Below are 14,249 nucleotides of genomic sequence, written 5' to 3'. Positions count from 1 at the left end.
TGGTACATGACGTGTACCTTATCACCGAATCCGTTCAGACGAAACTATCTCCCATTGCTCTCATGCATATAGAACATAGGCGGGCTTCTTCGCGGTAAAAATATTTTCATGGCCGGGTATTGCAACAAGAGTACATGACGTGTACTTTTTGGCTCATGCAGAGGAGAGACCCTACATGAACAGTCAGACCCTGAAAACCGCTTCCTTCGATGTCGATGCGCAAAAGAGCTTCACGCCGCTGTGCCCTGATGAGCTGCCCGTGGCGGGCGGCGAGCAGATCGGCAGCGAACTGAACTTCATGGCCACCCTGGCCAGTCTGCGTGTCGGCAGCAAGGACGCTCATACGGCCCAGGCCCCGTGGGTGGTGGCCGAGCACTCGCAAATGTTCCAGTCGACCGGCCTCGAACACGCCGATATCACCTGGGTCAGCCACTGTGTCCCTGGCACCGAAGGCTTCACCCTGCTGGACGAGTTGCCGACCCCGTACGACTACGACTACTTCGTCTGGAAGGGTGTCGAGCCGGACCTGCACCCCTACGGCGCCTGCTACCACGACCTGCACGGCAAGCTCTCCACCGGCGTGATCGAGTATCTGAACAGCCAGGGTGTGAAGCAGGTCATCGTCGGCGGCCTGGCGCTGGACTTCTGCGTCAAGACCACCGCCCTGCAACTGGCCGCTGCCGGTTTCAAGGTGATCATCCACTTGCCAGCCTGCCGGGCCATTAGTAAAGAGGGTGCGACTCAAGCCATCCAAGACATGCAACAAGCGGGAATCTCGGTGACCGCGACCCGCGAAGAAACCGCCAGTCTGGCAAGCGCATAAGGAAGAAAACATGGAAAGTGCATTCGATAGCAGCAACGGCGTCATCCAGAGTCTCCTGGATACCGACTACTACACCTTCACCATGATGCAGGCGGTGCTGCACCAGCACCCGAACGTCGAGGTGGAATACCAGTTCATCGTGCGCTCGAAAGAGCGGCTCGGGCACCTGATCCCGGACATTCGCGATGAGCTGGAGAAGCTCGCCGGTCTGCAGTTGCGCGAAGGTGAGCAGCGGTTTCTGTTCAATAAGCGTTTCCGTGAATACCTGACACCGGACTTTGAACAGTTCCTCGGTCTGTTTCGCTTCAACCTGCGCTACATCCACGTGTCGGAAGTCGACGGCCAGCTGCACATCCGCGTCCGTGGCCCGATGTTGCACTGCATCATGTTCGAGCAGCCGGTGCTGGCAATGGTCAGTGAGCTGCGCAACCGCGAGAAGTATCCGGAAGTCGAGCTGGCCGACGTTACCCGCAAGCTGTACCAGAAGTTCGAATGGCTGGAAAAAAACGCCAGCCGCGAAGAGCTCGCCGAGTTCCGGGTCTCGGATTTCTCCACCCGTCGGCGCCTGTCGTTCAGGGCCCAGCGCGAAGTGGTCAACGTCATGCGTAGTGACTTCCCCGGGGTGTTCGTCGGTACCAGCAACGCTCACCTGGCCTACGAGTTCGATCTGCCGCTGATCGGCACCATGGCCCACCAATGGCTAATGGTCCACCAGCAACTCGGGCGGTTGCGCGAGAGCCAGAACGCCGCGTTGGAAAACTGGGTGCGCGAGTACCGTGGCAGGCTGGGTATCGCGCTCACCGACTGCATCAGCACCGACTTTTTCCTCAAGGATTTCGACCTGTACTTCGCCAAGCTCTATGACGGCCTGCGTCAGGATTCCGGTGACCCGATCGTCTGGGCCGACAAGGTGCTGGGGCGTTACAAGGAGCTCGGCATCGATCCAAGAACCAAGGACCTGATGTTCTCCGACGGTCTCAACTTCGAGAAGTGCCTGCCGATCCTGCGCCACGTGCGTGGCAAGGCCAGATTCGGTTTCGGCATGGGCACCAGCCTGGCCTGCGATGTCGAGGGCGTCGAGCCGCTGAGCATCGTCATGAAGCTGGTGCGGGTGCATGGCGAGCCGGTGGTGAAGTTCTCCGACGACCCGATCAAGAACGTCTGTGAAGACGCCTCGTTCCTGCGGTACGCGGCCCAGGTATTCAACGTCAGCCTGATCAATCCACAACTGGGAGCCTGATATGACTATGCAACAGCAAGAGCGCATCGCCCGGGAGCTGGGCATCGCCCGGCAACTCGCCCGGGGCGGCGAAGCTGCTGAAATCGTCCGTCGTGTCGATTTCATCAAACAGGTGCTGCGCGAGTCGGGCTGCAAGGCCCTGGTGCTGGGCATCAGCGGCGGTGTCGACTCCTTGACCGCCGGCCGCCTGTGCCAGCTGGCGGTGGAGCAACTGCGCGCCGAGGACCATGAGGCGCGCTTTATCGCCGTGCGCCTGCCGTACAAGACTCAGGCCGATGAGCGTGACGCCCAGGCCTCCCTGGACTTCATCCAGCCGGACCTGATCACCACCAGCAACATCGCTGACTGTGTCGACGGCCTGATGGCCAATATCGCCATCGACGGTTTGCAGCCTTCGGCCGAACTCATCGACTTTGCCAAAGGCAACGTCAAGGCCCGGGCGCGGATGCTGGCGCAATACGCTATCGCCAACTTCTGTAGCGGGTTGGTGGTCGGCACCGATCATGGTGCGGAAGCGCTGATGGGTTTCTTCACCAAATTCGGCGACGGCGCCTGCGACCTGGCGCCGCTGTCCGGGTTGATCAAAAGCCAGGTGCGGTTGCTGGCCGACGCCTTGGGCGCGCCGACGCATCTGGTGCGCAAGGCGCCGACCGCCGACCTGGAAGACCTGGCACCGGGCAAGCTGGATGAGGCGGCGTATGGTTGCAGTTACGAGGAAATCGATGCGTATCTGATGGGCGAAACGGTGTCGCAGCAGGCGCAGCAGATCATCGAAAGCGCCTACATCAAAACCGCCCACAAACGCGAACTGCCTCGTGTCCCCCGGCCATAGGCGTTGAAGCTGCCGCAGGTTCGGGCCGCGTTCGGACGATCTTCTGATTTTCCATCAGCCACAAAAAAGCCCCTGGATCTTTCGATTCAGGGGCTTTTCGATATTGCTGTCTGGCTCCACGACCTGGACTCGAACCAGGGACCCAGTGATTAACAGTCACTTGCTCTACCAACTGAGCTATCGCGGAATGCGCCGTATGTTACTGATTAAAAAGGACAAGTCAAGCATCAATTGCTCGAATGGCGGATTTTCAGGTGGGCGGTGATGATTCTTCAGGCGAGGAGGGCGTTGTCAGCCATTGGCGGTTACCAGAATCGTGGCAGAGGTCTACCATGGTCCCCCGGAAGTGGTTTCACGCGCTGCCGGCCCTCAGCCGAAAAGGTACGCGTCATGACTCACCAACCACTGCTCACGTCGTCAATGCTGCGCGAGGTGTTCGTATGAGCATTGCTCAGATCAGCCTGCCAAAAGGCGTCGGGCCGCATGCCGAGAAACTCTTCGATGCAATCACTCAGGCGAGCACCGCTGATGAGTTGAATCGCGCTGGCGGCAAGGCTGAAGGGTTTGTGCTGGGGCTGGAAAGCACCAAGGCGATCAAAAGCCAGGTTGCCGAATCGCTGTATGTGGCTTATGACGACGCCGCCAGTCAACGTTCGAGCGAACTGGCGGGCTGATCGACCTTAACCGCCGAAGGTGAAGGTGCCGAGCAGGAACTTGGCGTACAGCGACGTAGCGGCCAGTTGCACCAGCCATAGGGCCAGGCCGCCAAGAAATACGCCCAAGGCAACCTGCCACACCAGCCCGCTGCTGCGTTTGGTCTGGGGGCGCGGCACGAAGTGATCCAGGTCTTCATCGCGGTCAGCGCGTAAATCATCGTTTTTCATGTCGGTTCTCTGAAGTATCGGAAATACGCAGTACGTGTGCAGTCTAGAGTGCTCGTTCGCAGTGTTGATAATTATCTGCTCGCCAACGAAAAGGGGAAGCCAAACGGCTTCCCCTTTTCTGTCGCGCGTGTGGCTTAGATCACCTGAGCGATGGCCTTGGTCACTACGTCGATGTTGCTCTGGTTCAGCGTGGCAACGCAGATGCGGCCGGTGTCCAGGGCATAAATGCCGAACTCGTTGCGCAGACGGGTCACTTGCTCAACCGTCAGGCCCGAGTACGAGAACATGCCGCGTTGACGGCCGACGAAGCTGAAGTCCTGGTGAGGCGCGTTTTTCGCCAGCAGATCGACCATCTGCTGGCGCATGCCGCGAATGCGCAGACGCATTTCAGCCAGTTCCTGTTCCCATTGGGCGCGCAGTTCAGGGCTGTTCAGTACGGCCGCAACGATCGCTGCACCGTGGGTCGGCGGGTTGGAGTAGTTGGTGCGGATCACGCGTTTGACTTGCGACAGCACGCGAGCGCTTTCTTCTTTCGATTCGCTGATGATCGACAGTGCGCCAACACGTTCACCGTACAGCGAGAACGATTTGGAGAACGAACTGGAAACGAAGAAGTTCAGGCCCGACTCGGCGAACAGGCGCACGGCAGCGGCGTCTTCGTCGATGCCGTCGCCAAAGCCCTGATAGGCCATGTCGAGGAACGGCACGTGGTTTTTCGCCTTGATCACGTCCAGCACGTTGTTCCAGTCTGCCGGGCTCAGGTCGACGCCAGTCGGGTTGTGGCAGCAGGCGTGCAGCACAACGATGGAGCCAGCCGGCAGGGCGTTCAGGTCTTCCAGCAGGCCGGCGCGGTTCACGTCGTGAGTCGCGGCGTCGTAGTAGCGATAGTTCTGAACCGGGAAGCCGGCGGTTTCGAACAGCGCGCGGTGGTTTTCCCAGCTTGGGTCGCTGATGGCAACGACGGCGTTCGGCAGCAGTTGCTTGAGGAAGTCAGCGCCGATTTTCAGTGCGCCGGTACCGCCGACGGACTGGGCGGTGACAACCCGGCCAGCGGCAAGCAGTGGCGAGTCTTTACCGAACAGCAGCTTTTGCACGGCCTGGTCGTAGGCGGCGATACCGTCGATCGGCAGGTAGCCACGGGAAGCATGTTGAGCAGCGCGAATCGTCTCGGCTTCGACAACGGCTCGCAGGAGTGGAATTCGCCCCTCCTCGTTGCAGTAAACACCGACTCCCAGGTTGACCTTATTGGTGCGGGCGTCAGCGTTGAATGCTTCGTTGAGGCCCAGGATTGGATCGCGTGGTGCCATTTCGACAGCGGAGAAGAGGCTCATTATTGCGGCGGCTCTGAATGGAATGTGGAGGGACGTGTAGCGCTCCAGCCGAATGCACTAGAGCGGTGCACAAACGGGGAGCTAGTATAGAGGCCAACACCGGGCGCGGCGACAGGCGTTTCCGCTTTTCGGGCAGGTTTTTTCGGATTATTTTTTGCTCGTCAGCCTTATTGTCATGTCAATGGCTTAGGGGCATGTAGGACGTTTGCCTTGAAACTAGAGGTATTCGGCACCACATCAACGGTTATCATGATTTTTCCCTGCGACATTCGTCGTGAGCGACCTTCACCGTTCTGGCGCGCCCGCCAGCGCCGGAGTGCGTCGCTCCTTGGAAACCAATAGGTACGATATGTCTGAATTCCAGCTAGTCACCCGCTTCGAGCCCGCCGGCGATCAGCCGGAAGCCATCCGTCTGATGGTCGAGGGCATCGAGGCCGGGCTGGCGCACCAGACGTTGCTTGGTGTGACCGGTTCGGGCAAGACCTTCAGTATCGCCAACGTGATCGCCCAGGTGCAGCGACCGACGCTGGTGCTGGCGCCGAACAAGACGCTGGCCGCGCAACTGTACGGCGAGTTCAAGGCGTTCTTCCCGAACAACGCGGTGGAGTACTTCGTTTCCTACTACGACTACTACCAGCCCGAAGCCTACGTGCCGTCGTCCGATACCTTCATTGAGAAAGACGCCTCGATCAACGATCACATCGAGCAGATGCGACTGTCGGCGACCAAAGCGCTGCTGGAGCGCAAGGACGCGATCATCGTCACCACGGTGTCGTGCATCTACGGTTTGGGCAGCCCGGAAACCTATCTGAAAATGGTGCTGCACGTCGATCGCGGCGACAAGCTCGATCAGCGCGCCTTGCTGCGCCGTTTGGCTGACCTGCAATACACCCGTAACGACATGGATTTTGCCCGCGCGACCTTCCGCGTGCGCGGCGATGTGATTGATATCCATCCGGCGGAATCCGATTTTGAAGCGATCCGTATTGAGCTCTTCGATGATGAGGTGGAGAAGATTTCTGCTTTCGATCCGCTCACCGGCGAAGTGATTCGCCAGCTGCCGCGTTTCACCTTCTATCCGAAAAGCCACTATGTAACGCCGCGAGAAACCCTGCTGGGAGCCATCGAAGGGATCAAGGTCGAGCTGCAGGAGCGCCTGGAATACCTGCGCTCCAACAATAAACTGGTGGAGGCCCAGCGGCTGGAGCAACGCACCCGTTTCGACCTCGAGATGATCCTGGAGCTGGGTTACTGCAACGGTATCGAAAACTACTCGCGCTACCTCTCGGGCCGCGAGTCCGGTGAGCCGCCTCCCACCTTGTTTGACTATCTGCCCGCCGATGCCTTGCTGGTGATCGACGAATCCCACGTCAGCGTGCCGCAGGTTGGCGCGATGTATAAGGGTGACCGTTCGCGTAAAGAGACGCTGGTCGAATACGGTTTCCGGCTGCCCTCGGCGCTGGACAACCGGCCGATGCGTTTCGATGAATGGGAAAGCATCAGCCCGCAGACGATCTTCGTCTCGGCGACCCCGGGCAACTACGAGGCGGAACACGCCGGTCGGGTGATCGAGCAGCTGGTGCGGCCGACCGGTCTGGTCGATCCGCAAATCGAGATTCGTCCAGCGCTGACTCAGGTCGACGACTTGCTGTCGGAAATCACCAAGCGTGTGGCGCTGGAGGAGCGGGTGTTGGTCACTACGTTGACTAAGCGCATGTCCGAAGACTTGACCGACTACCTTGCCGACCACGGTGTCCGCGTGCGTTATCTGCACTCGGACATCGATACGGTGGAGCGGGTCGAGATCATCCGCGATTTGCGTCTGGGCACCTTCGATGTGCTGGTAGGGATCAACCTGCTGCGTGAAGGCCTGGACATGCCGGAAGTGTCGCTGGTGGCGATTCTCGATGCCGACAAGGAGGGCTTCCTGCGCTCCGAGCGTTCGCTGATCCAGACCATCGGTCGCGCGGCGCGGAACCTCAATGGCCGGGCGATTCTGTATGCCGACCGGATCACCGGGTCGATGGAGCGGGCGATTGGCGAGACCGAGCGCCGACGCGACAAGCAAATCGCTTTCAACCTGGCCAATGGCATCACCCCCAAAGGCGTATTCAAGGACGTTGCCGACATCATGGAAGGCGCCACTGTGCCCGGCTCGCGCAGCAAGAAGCGCAAAGGCATGGCCAAGGCTGCCGAGGAAAGTGCCCGGTACGAAAACGAGCTGCGTTCGCCGAGCGAAATCGCCAAGCGCATTCGTCAGCTGGAAGAGAAGATGTACCAGCTCGCCCGCGACCTGGAGTTCGAAGCCGCCGCGCAGACACGCGACGAAATCACCAAGATGCGCGAGCGGTTGTTGACCGTCTGATGATCGTGCGCGGTCCCTGTGGCGAGGGAGCTTGCTCCCGCGGGTCGGTCCGCGCTCGGGCGAAGCGACCCTAAAATCAGCCGCCGCGAGTATTCAGATGGAGCGCGATTGCCGGATTACGACCGCTTCGCGGCCGAGCGGGAGCAAGCTCCCTCGCCACAGGTGTGTGCATGTCTCAGGCTTAGTGGGCTTCCCCGGCCTTCAACCCGGGCGGCAACGCCTTGGTTAGCAGGATCGCCAGCATGCTCACCCCCAGCGCAATCCCGACAAAGTGAAACGCATCGTTGTAGGCCATGATCAAGGCCTGCTGATGGGTGATCTCGCTGAGCTTGCCCAGCGCCGCCGTTTCGCTGCCAAATCGATCGATCATGCTCGCCATGCGCTCGGCCACCTGCGGGTTGGTCGGCACGATCGATTCGCGTAAATAATCGAAGTAGGTCTTGGTTCGGGCATCCAGCAGGGTCGCGAGCAGGGCGATACCAATCGCGCCGCCGAGGTTACGCAGGATGTTGAACAGGCTCGACGCGGAGCCTGCATCCTGCGGCAGGATGTAGGCGGTGGCGATCAGTGAAATGGTCACCATGATCAGCGGCTGGCCCAGCGCCCGGACAAGCTGGATCTGATTGAACTGTGGTCCGGCGAAGTCGGGGTTGAGCGCGCCCGAAAGAATGCTCGCCAAGCCAAACAGGCCAAAACCGAGCGTGCACAGCCACTTCGGCGAAACGAACTTCATCAGTTTCGGCACCAGCGGAATCAGGAACAGCTGCGGTACGCCCATCCACATGATCACTTCGCCGATCTGCAAGGCGTTGTAGTTCTGGATCTGCGCCAGGTACAGCGGCAGCAGATAAATCGAGCCGTACAACCCGACCCCCATGCCCAGACTGGAAATGCTCGATAAGCCAAAGTTGCGGTTGCGCAGAATGCCGAGGTTGATCAGCGGATTGGGTTTGGAGAGCTGCACGATCACAAAGGTGATCAGGCTCAGCAGGGCGATGCAACCCAGCGTCACGATCAGGTTCGATTCCAGCCAGTCCTTGCGATGACCTTCCTCAAGAAATACCTGCAAGCACCCGAGGCCAACACCCATCGTGAGGATGCCCATGTAGTCGGTGCTTTTGAGCAATTCCCAGTGGGCTTCTTTCTTCTCCAGGCCGTACATGAGGCCGGCGATCATGATCAGCCCCGGCGGAATGTTGATGTAGAAGATGTACTTCCAGCCCCAGTTTTCCGTCAGCCAGCCGCCGAGAGTCGGGCCGATGGAGGGCGCGAAGGTCGCGGTCATGGCGAACATAGCCATGCCTTTGGCGCGATGGTGTTCGGGGAGTTTGATCAGTGTCAGGGTGAACGCCAGCGGGATCAGTGCGCCGCCGGTGAAGCCCTGCAAGGCGCGGAACACGATCATGCTCTCCAGGCTCCAGGCCATCGAGCAGAGCAGCGAGGCGGCCAGAAAGCCCAGCGAAACCCACACCGCCAGGCGTCGTGCCGAGAGCAGTTGCACCAGCCATGCGGTGAGCGGAATCATGATGATTTCCGCCACCAGGTACGAGGTGGAAATCCATGAGCCTTCTTCCAGGGTCGCTGACAGTGCGCCTTGGATGTCCTTGAGCGAGGCGTTGGTGATCTGGATGTCGAGCACCGCCATGAAGGCGCCGAGCATCACGCTCATCACTGCAATCCAGTCCCTGCGGGTCGGTTCGCCGACCGGGCGGATCAGTTGATCACCGGCCATCGCCAGGGTCTTTGATGTTGACTTTGACGGTGACCGACATGCCTGGGCGGATCTTGCCGTGCAGCGGATTGTCGGCGGCAAAGGTCAGTTTTACCGGAATTCGTTGCACGACTTTGGTGAAGTTGCCGGTGGCATTGTCCGGTGGCAGCAGGCTGAACTGCGCGCCCGAGGCAGCGAACAGGCTGTCGACCCGGGCTTCGATCGGTGTGTCGCTGTAGGCGTCGAAGGTCAGTTCGGCTTTCTGGCCGGGCTGCATGTGACCAATCTGGGTTTCCTTGAAGTTGGCCTGAATCCAGATGTCCTGGTCCGGGACGATCGACAGCAGGTAAGCGCCAGCCTGTACGTATTGGCCATTGCGGGCGGCACGTTGGCCGATCAGGCCGCTGATCGGTGCGTGGATTTCGCTGCGGGTCAGGTTCAGTTGGGTCTGCGCCAGATCGGCTTTGGCGTTGGCGATCTGCGCGTCCAGGCGCTTGATCTCGGCCGTCAAGGCGTTGACCTGTTGACGCTGGCCTTGGGCGTCAGCCTGGGCCTTGGCGACTTGCGAGCGAGCGATGCGGTTGTCGGCGGAGAGGGTGGTCACCCGTTCTTCCGAGACATAGCCCGGTTTGCGCAGGGTTTGTGCGCGGGACAAGTCGATTTGCGAGCGGCCGAGGGTGGCCTGGCTGGCAGCGACCTGAGCTTCGCTGGCGGCGATCAGGCTGGCTTGTTGGGTCAGTTTGCTCTGGGCTTGCAGGCGCTCGGCTTCGCGAGTAGCGAGGGTCGCGTTGGCGCGGTCGACGGCGAGATGAAAGTCATCGCCTTCAAGTCGGATCAGCAGTTGGCCTTTTTCGACGTGCTGGTTGTCCTGCACCAGCACTTCCTCGATGCGCGCGCCCAACTGGCTGGAGACACGGGTGATTTCACCCTGGACATAAGCGTTGTCGGTGCTTTCATAAAACCGTCCCTTGAAGAACCATTGAGCGAAGAAGCCCCCGGCAATCAGCAGGACGATCAGCAGGAAAGTAAACAGGCGACGCTTGAGTTGGGCAGGCATGGGCAGACTGTAGTCGAGAAAGTGTAAGGAGATTTATCAGTACTCGAATCTGTCATATAGCCGATAAGCGGTAAATGCCACTTATTGATAATCAGCCGTTGAGCGGTGCCAGAGCCTTTTGTAGCCCCAACGTTGGCTTAAATGCCCTGCTCACTGGAGCCGGGCGGGCAACGCCTGTTACCATTCGCCCTTTGTTTCATCTCCGCTTTTTATATTCTTTCGAGACATGCCATGACCACCGTCCGCACTCGCATCGCGCCATCGCCTACCGGCGATCCCCATGTCGGCACCGCTTACATCGCTTTGTTCAACTACTGCTTTGCCAAGCAGCATGGCGGTGAGTTCATCCTGCGGATTGAAGACACCGACCAATTGCGTTCGACCCGCGAGTCCGAACAGCAGATTTTCGATGCCTTGCGCTGGTTGGGCATCAACTGGAGCGAAGGCCCGGATGTAGGCGGCCCGCACGGTCCGTATCGCCAGAGCGAACGTGGCGATATCTATCAGAAGTACTGCCAGCAACTGGTCGATCTGGGTCACGCGTTCCCGTGCTTCTGCACCGCTGAAGAGCTTGACCAGATGCGCGCCGAACAAATGGCCCGTGGCGAAACCCCGCGTTACGACGGCCGTGCGCTGTTGCTCTCCAAGGAAGAAGTGGCGCGCCGTCTGGCCGCTGGCGAGCCGCACGTCATCCGCATGAAGGTCCCGACCGAAGGCGTTTGCGTGGTGCCGGACATGTTGCGTGGCGACGTCGAGATCCCGTGGGATCGCATGGACATGCAAGTGTTGATGAAGACCGACGGCCTGCCGACCTACTTCCTCGCCAACGTGGTCGACGACCACCTGATGGGCATCACCCACGTATTGCGCGGCGAAGAATGGCTGCCATCGGCGCCGAAGCTGATCCTGCTTTACGAGTACTTCGGCTGGGAGCAACCAGAGCTGTGCTACATGCCGTTGCTGCGTAACCCGGACAAGAGCAAGCTGTCCAAGCGCAAAAACCCGACCTCGGTGACCTTCTACGAGCGCATGGGCTTCATGCCGGAAGCGATGCTCAACTACCTCGGTCGCATGGGCTGGTCGATGCCGGACGAGCGCGAGAAGTTCTCGTTGCAGGAAATGGTCGACAACTTCGACCTCAAACGCGTTTCCCTCGGCGGGCCGATTTTCGACATCGAGAAGCTGTCATGGCTCAACGGCCAATGGCTGCGTGATCTGCCGGTGGAAGAGTTTGCCAGTCGCGTGCAGGCGTGGGCGCTGAACCCTGAATACATGATGAAGATCGCGCCGCACGTGCAGGGTCGGGTTGAAACCTTCAGCCAGATTGCACCGTTGGCCGGATTCTTCTTCGCCGGTGGCGTGACCCCGGATGCCAAGCTGTTCGAATCCAAGAAGCTCTCGGGCGATCAGGTTCGCCAGTTGATGCAGTTGATCCTGTGGAAGCTCGAAAGCCTGCGTCAGTGGGAGAAGGACAGCATCACGGCGACCATTCAGGCTGTGGTCGAATCCCTGGAGCTGAAGCTGCGTGATGCCATGCCGCTGATGTTCGCGGCAATCACCGGCCAGGCCAGCTCGGTGTCGGTGCTGGATGCGATGGAAATTCTTGGTCCGGACCTGACGCGTTTCCGTCTGCGCCAGGCCATCGACTTGCTCGGTGGCGTGTCGAAGAAAGAAAACAAAGAGTGGGAAAAGCTCCTGGGCGCTATCGCCTGAGGTGTTTGACCCCGTGCAGGAATCGCCGAAGGCTGCGATCTTTTGATCTTGCTCTTCGGCGTCACCCCCCATTTTTCGGGGGGAGGGCGGTAAGTGATTGTTATGGCGGCAAAAAATTTTGAAAATTGTTGAAAATAAGTTTGACAGCTTTCCGATGCGCCATTAAGATTCGCCCCGTCCTCAGCGATGAGGGGCTATAGCTCAGCTGGGAGAGCGCTTGCATGGCATGCAAGAGGTCGACGGTTCGATCCCGTCTAGCTCCACCAATTTACACTTCAAGGCCTGGCCACACCGGTCTTGAAGCGATCAACACTCAGCGTTGATCAGTTGTATAGAAGGGTTTGCGTCCCCTTCGTCTAGTGGCCTAGGACACCGCCCTTTCACGGCGGTAACAGGGGTTCGAGTCCCCTAGGGGACGCCAGTTTTACAGAAGTGATGTTGCAAGATGTCACTCCGCCGCGAGGCGAAAAATCCGGGGCTATAGCTCAGCTGGGAGAGCGCTTGCATGGCATGCAAGAGGTCGACGGTTCGATCCCGTCTAGCTCCACCAATTTTACAGTTCAAGGTCTGGCCACACCGGCCTTGAATCGATCAGTACTCAGCACTGATCAGTTGTATAGAAGGGTTTGCGTCCCCTTCGTCTAGTGGCCTAGGACACCGCCCTTTCACGGCGGTAACAGGGGTTCGAGTCCCCTAGGGGACGCCACGATTACCCGCTCTGCGGGATTTATAAGGGTCATTCAATTATTGAATGGCCCTTTTGTTTGTCTGGCGTTTGGCCAATCCTCTCTTTCTCCCCGCGCTGTTCTTCTGACCAACGGTCACATCAACGACTTGTGAAAAATTATTATGAGAATAATATTCTATTCGTAATATTCGGAGGCAACGATGAACGATAAAAAAGCTCAAACCCGTGAACGCATTCTCCAGGCCGCCAGCTCTGCGCTGATCCAGCGCGGCCCGGCAGAGCCTAGCGTGGGTGAAGTGATGGGGGCTGCGGGCCTTACCGTTGGCGGCTTCTACGCGCACTTCGAAAGCAAGGACGCCATGATGCTGGAGGCCTTCACGCAATTGCTCGGCCAGCGCCGGGCGATGATCGCCGAAATGGACGCCACGCTGACCGGCGAAGAACGCCGGGCGCTGGTCGCTGCGTTTTACCTGTCACGCAAACACCGTGATTCCACCGGGCACGCCTGCCCGATTCCGGCGTCGATAGGGGAGCTGGGGCGTCTGCCGGACGATTTCCGTCTGGCCTTGAATGAACACATCGAGCTGATGGTCGCGCAGTTGGCCGCCAGCCCGGAAGACACCGACAAAGCGCTGGCTGACCTGGCGCTGATGGTTGGTGGATTGGCCCTGGCGCGGGCGCTGGGTGCCGGTGAGTTGTCCGATCGATTGCTGCGTGCCGCCAAGTCGGCGGTGCTATGACCTGAAGCACAAGCCTTTGGAGATGAGCGATGAGCACGTTAAGTTGGGTTCGTGGCGTTAACGGCACCTTGGGCTGGGTTGCACCGCAATGGGTGGCGAGCAAGATGCGTTCGGTGTTCATGACGCCGCGCGAGCTGCCTCCGCGTGATTGGGAAATGCCGCTGCTGGCGAAGTCCGAGCGGATCACCCTGCGCTTCGGCCTTTCAGCGTTGCGCTGGGGGCAGGGCCCGACAGTGCTGCTGATGCACGGCTGGGAAGGTCGGCCGACACAATTCGCCAGCCTGATCACCGCGCTGGTAGACGCCGGCTACACCGTGGTCGCGCTGGATGGTCCGGCTCACGGTCGTTCGCCCGGTCGCGAGGCCAACGTTGTGCTTTTTGCTCGGGCGATGCTCGAAGCGGCGGCGGAGCTGCCCCCGTTGCAAGCAGTCATCGGTCACTCCATGGGCGGCGCCAGTGCGATGCTTGCCGTTCAATTGGGTTTGCGTACTGAAACCCTGGTCAGCATCGCCGCACCGGCACGGATTCTCGCCGTGTTGCGCGGTTTTGCCCGCCACGTTCGCATGCCGCCCAAGGCGCGCTCGGCGTTTATCCGCAAAATCGAACGGGATGTCGGTATCCAGGCCTCACGACTGGATGTCGCCCATTACCAGCTGGATATGCCGGGGCTGATCGTACACGCCGAAGACGACGTCTTTGTCTCGGTCAATGAGTCGCAATTGATTCACGACGCCTGGTTCGACAGCCGGCTGTTGCGCCTGGAGGAGGGTGGTCATCAGCGGGTGCTGGCGGATCCGCGAGTGATCGAAGGCGTGCTCTCGCTGCTGTCCGGTCGGAGCTTGCAGGCGCGCCAATCGGCCTGATC

12 protein-coding genes and 5 tRNA genes are annotated in these 14,249 nt (G+C 59.7%); 12 read left to right on the top strand and 5 right to left on the bottom strand.

Translation table 11 applies throughout. The features are described 5' to 3' along the window. The first annotated feature begins 175 nt into the window (after positions 1-175). Genes KRR23_RS24570 through nadE form a run of 3 tightly spaced genes read left to right on the top strand, consistent with a single transcriptional unit; the run spans position 176 to position 2,895 of the window. The gene (locus KRR23_RS24570) at positions 176-823 is read left to right on the top strand and encodes an isochorismatase family protein (RefSeq protein WP_216744595.1); all 648 of its coding nucleotides are present in this window, start codon (positions 176-178) and stop codon (positions 821-823) included. Positions 824-833: 10 nt separating this feature from the next. Next, positions 834-2,063 (top strand): nicotinate phosphoribosyltransferase, encoded by a 1,230-nt coding sequence (gene pncB, locus KRR23_RS24565; RefSeq protein ID WP_054596603.1) that lies wholly within the window; start codon positions 834-836, stop codon positions 2,061-2,063. Position 2,064: 1 nt separating this feature from the next. Beyond that, positions 2,065-2,895, top strand: a complete 831-nt coding sequence (gene nadE / locus KRR23_RS24560; RefSeq protein ID WP_301542432.1) for an ammonia-dependent NAD(+) synthetase — start codon at positions 2,065-2,067, stop codon at positions 2,893-2,895. Between the two features lie 111 nt (positions 2,896-3,006). On the opposite strand, the gene KRR23_RS24555 is transcribed toward nadE, so the two are convergent. Next, a tRNA-Asn gene (locus KRR23_RS24555) sits at positions 3,007-3,082 on the bottom strand. A 253-nt stretch (positions 3,083-3,335) separates the two neighbouring features. Here KRR23_RS24555 and KRR23_RS24550 point away from each other — a divergent pair. Beyond that, positions 3,336-3,569, top strand: coding sequence for a hypothetical protein (locus KRR23_RS24550; protein ID WP_095079262.1), 234 nt, complete (start codon positions 3,336-3,338; stop codon positions 3,567-3,569). A gap of 6 nt (positions 3,570-3,575) precedes the next feature. Here the strand turns inward: KRR23_RS24550 and KRR23_RS24545 are convergent, their stop codons facing one another. Together KRR23_RS24545 and KRR23_RS24540 are read right to left on the bottom strand one after the other, a co-directional pair. Further along, positions 3,576-3,779, bottom strand: coding sequence for a hypothetical protein (locus tag KRR23_RS24545; RefSeq protein WP_216744594.1), 204 nt, complete (start codon positions 3,777-3,779; stop codon positions 3,576-3,578). 134 nt (positions 3,780-3,913) lie between these two features. Beyond that, positions 3,914-5,110 (bottom strand): amino acid aminotransferase, encoded by a 1,197-nt coding sequence (locus KRR23_RS24540; RefSeq protein ID WP_216744593.1) that lies wholly within the window; start codon positions 5,108-5,110, stop codon positions 3,914-3,916. A 349-nt stretch (positions 5,111-5,459) separates the two neighbouring features. On the opposite strand from KRR23_RS24540, the gene uvrB reads away from it, so the two are divergent. Beyond that, positions 5,460-7,475, top strand: coding sequence for an excinuclease ABC subunit UvrB (gene uvrB, locus KRR23_RS24535; protein ID WP_019692689.1), 2,016 nt, complete (start codon positions 5,460-5,462; stop codon positions 7,473-7,475). A gap of 181 nt (positions 7,476-7,656) precedes the next feature. Here the strand turns inward: uvrB and KRR23_RS24530 are convergent, their stop codons facing one another. Together KRR23_RS24530 and KRR23_RS24525 are read right to left on the bottom strand one after the other, a co-directional pair. After that, positions 7,657-9,147, bottom strand: a complete 1,491-nt coding sequence (locus tag KRR23_RS24530) for an MDR family MFS transporter (RefSeq protein ID WP_216744625.1) — start codon at positions 9,145-9,147, stop codon at positions 7,657-7,659. A gap of 49 nt (positions 9,148-9,196) precedes the next feature. Further along, entirely contained in the window at positions 9,197-10,243 is a 1,047-nt protein-coding gene (locus tag KRR23_RS24525) for an HlyD family secretion protein (RefSeq protein ID WP_216744592.1), read from the bottom strand. A gap of 231 nt (positions 10,244-10,474) precedes the next feature. On the opposite strand from KRR23_RS24525, the gene gltX reads away from it, so the two are divergent. From gltX to KRR23_RS24490, 7 genes are all read left to right on the top strand, one after another. Continuing rightward, on the top strand, positions 10,475-11,956 hold the full coding sequence (gltX, locus tag KRR23_RS24520) for a glutamate--tRNA ligase (RefSeq protein ID WP_216744591.1): 1,482 nt from the start codon (positions 10,475-10,477) through the stop codon (positions 11,954-11,956). 190 nt (positions 11,957-12,146) lie between these two features. Further along, a tRNA-Ala gene (locus KRR23_RS24515) sits at positions 12,147-12,222 on the top strand. A gap of 79 nt (positions 12,223-12,301) precedes the next feature. Beyond that, positions 12,302-12,377, top strand: a tRNA-Glu gene (locus KRR23_RS24510). Between the two features lie 53 nt (positions 12,378-12,430). Continuing rightward, positions 12,431-12,506: transfer RNA gene (locus tag KRR23_RS24505), tRNA-Ala, on the top strand. Positions 12,507-12,586: 80 nt separating this feature from the next. Beyond that, a tRNA-Glu gene (locus tag KRR23_RS24500) sits at positions 12,587-12,662 on the top strand. 182 nt (positions 12,663-12,844) lie between these two features. Continuing rightward, entirely contained in the window at positions 12,845-13,384 is a 540-nt protein-coding gene (locus KRR23_RS24495) for a TetR/AcrR family transcriptional regulator (protein WP_216744590.1), read from the top strand. Positions 13,385-13,413: 29 nt separating this feature from the next. Then, a complete protein-coding gene (locus KRR23_RS24490; RefSeq protein ID WP_216744589.1) occupies positions 13,414-14,247 on the top strand; it encodes an alpha/beta fold hydrolase in 834 nt (277 codons plus the stop codon). Positions 14,248-14,249 lie beyond the last annotated feature (2 nt).

The sequence above is a fragment of the Pseudomonas sp. CVAP#3 genome, assembly GCF_018986375.1.
Classification (GTDB): domain Bacteria; phylum Pseudomonadota; class Gammaproteobacteria; order Pseudomonadales; family Pseudomonadaceae; genus Aquipseudomonas; species Aquipseudomonas helvetica.
This window is presented reverse-complemented; position numbering and strand designations above follow the sequence as displayed.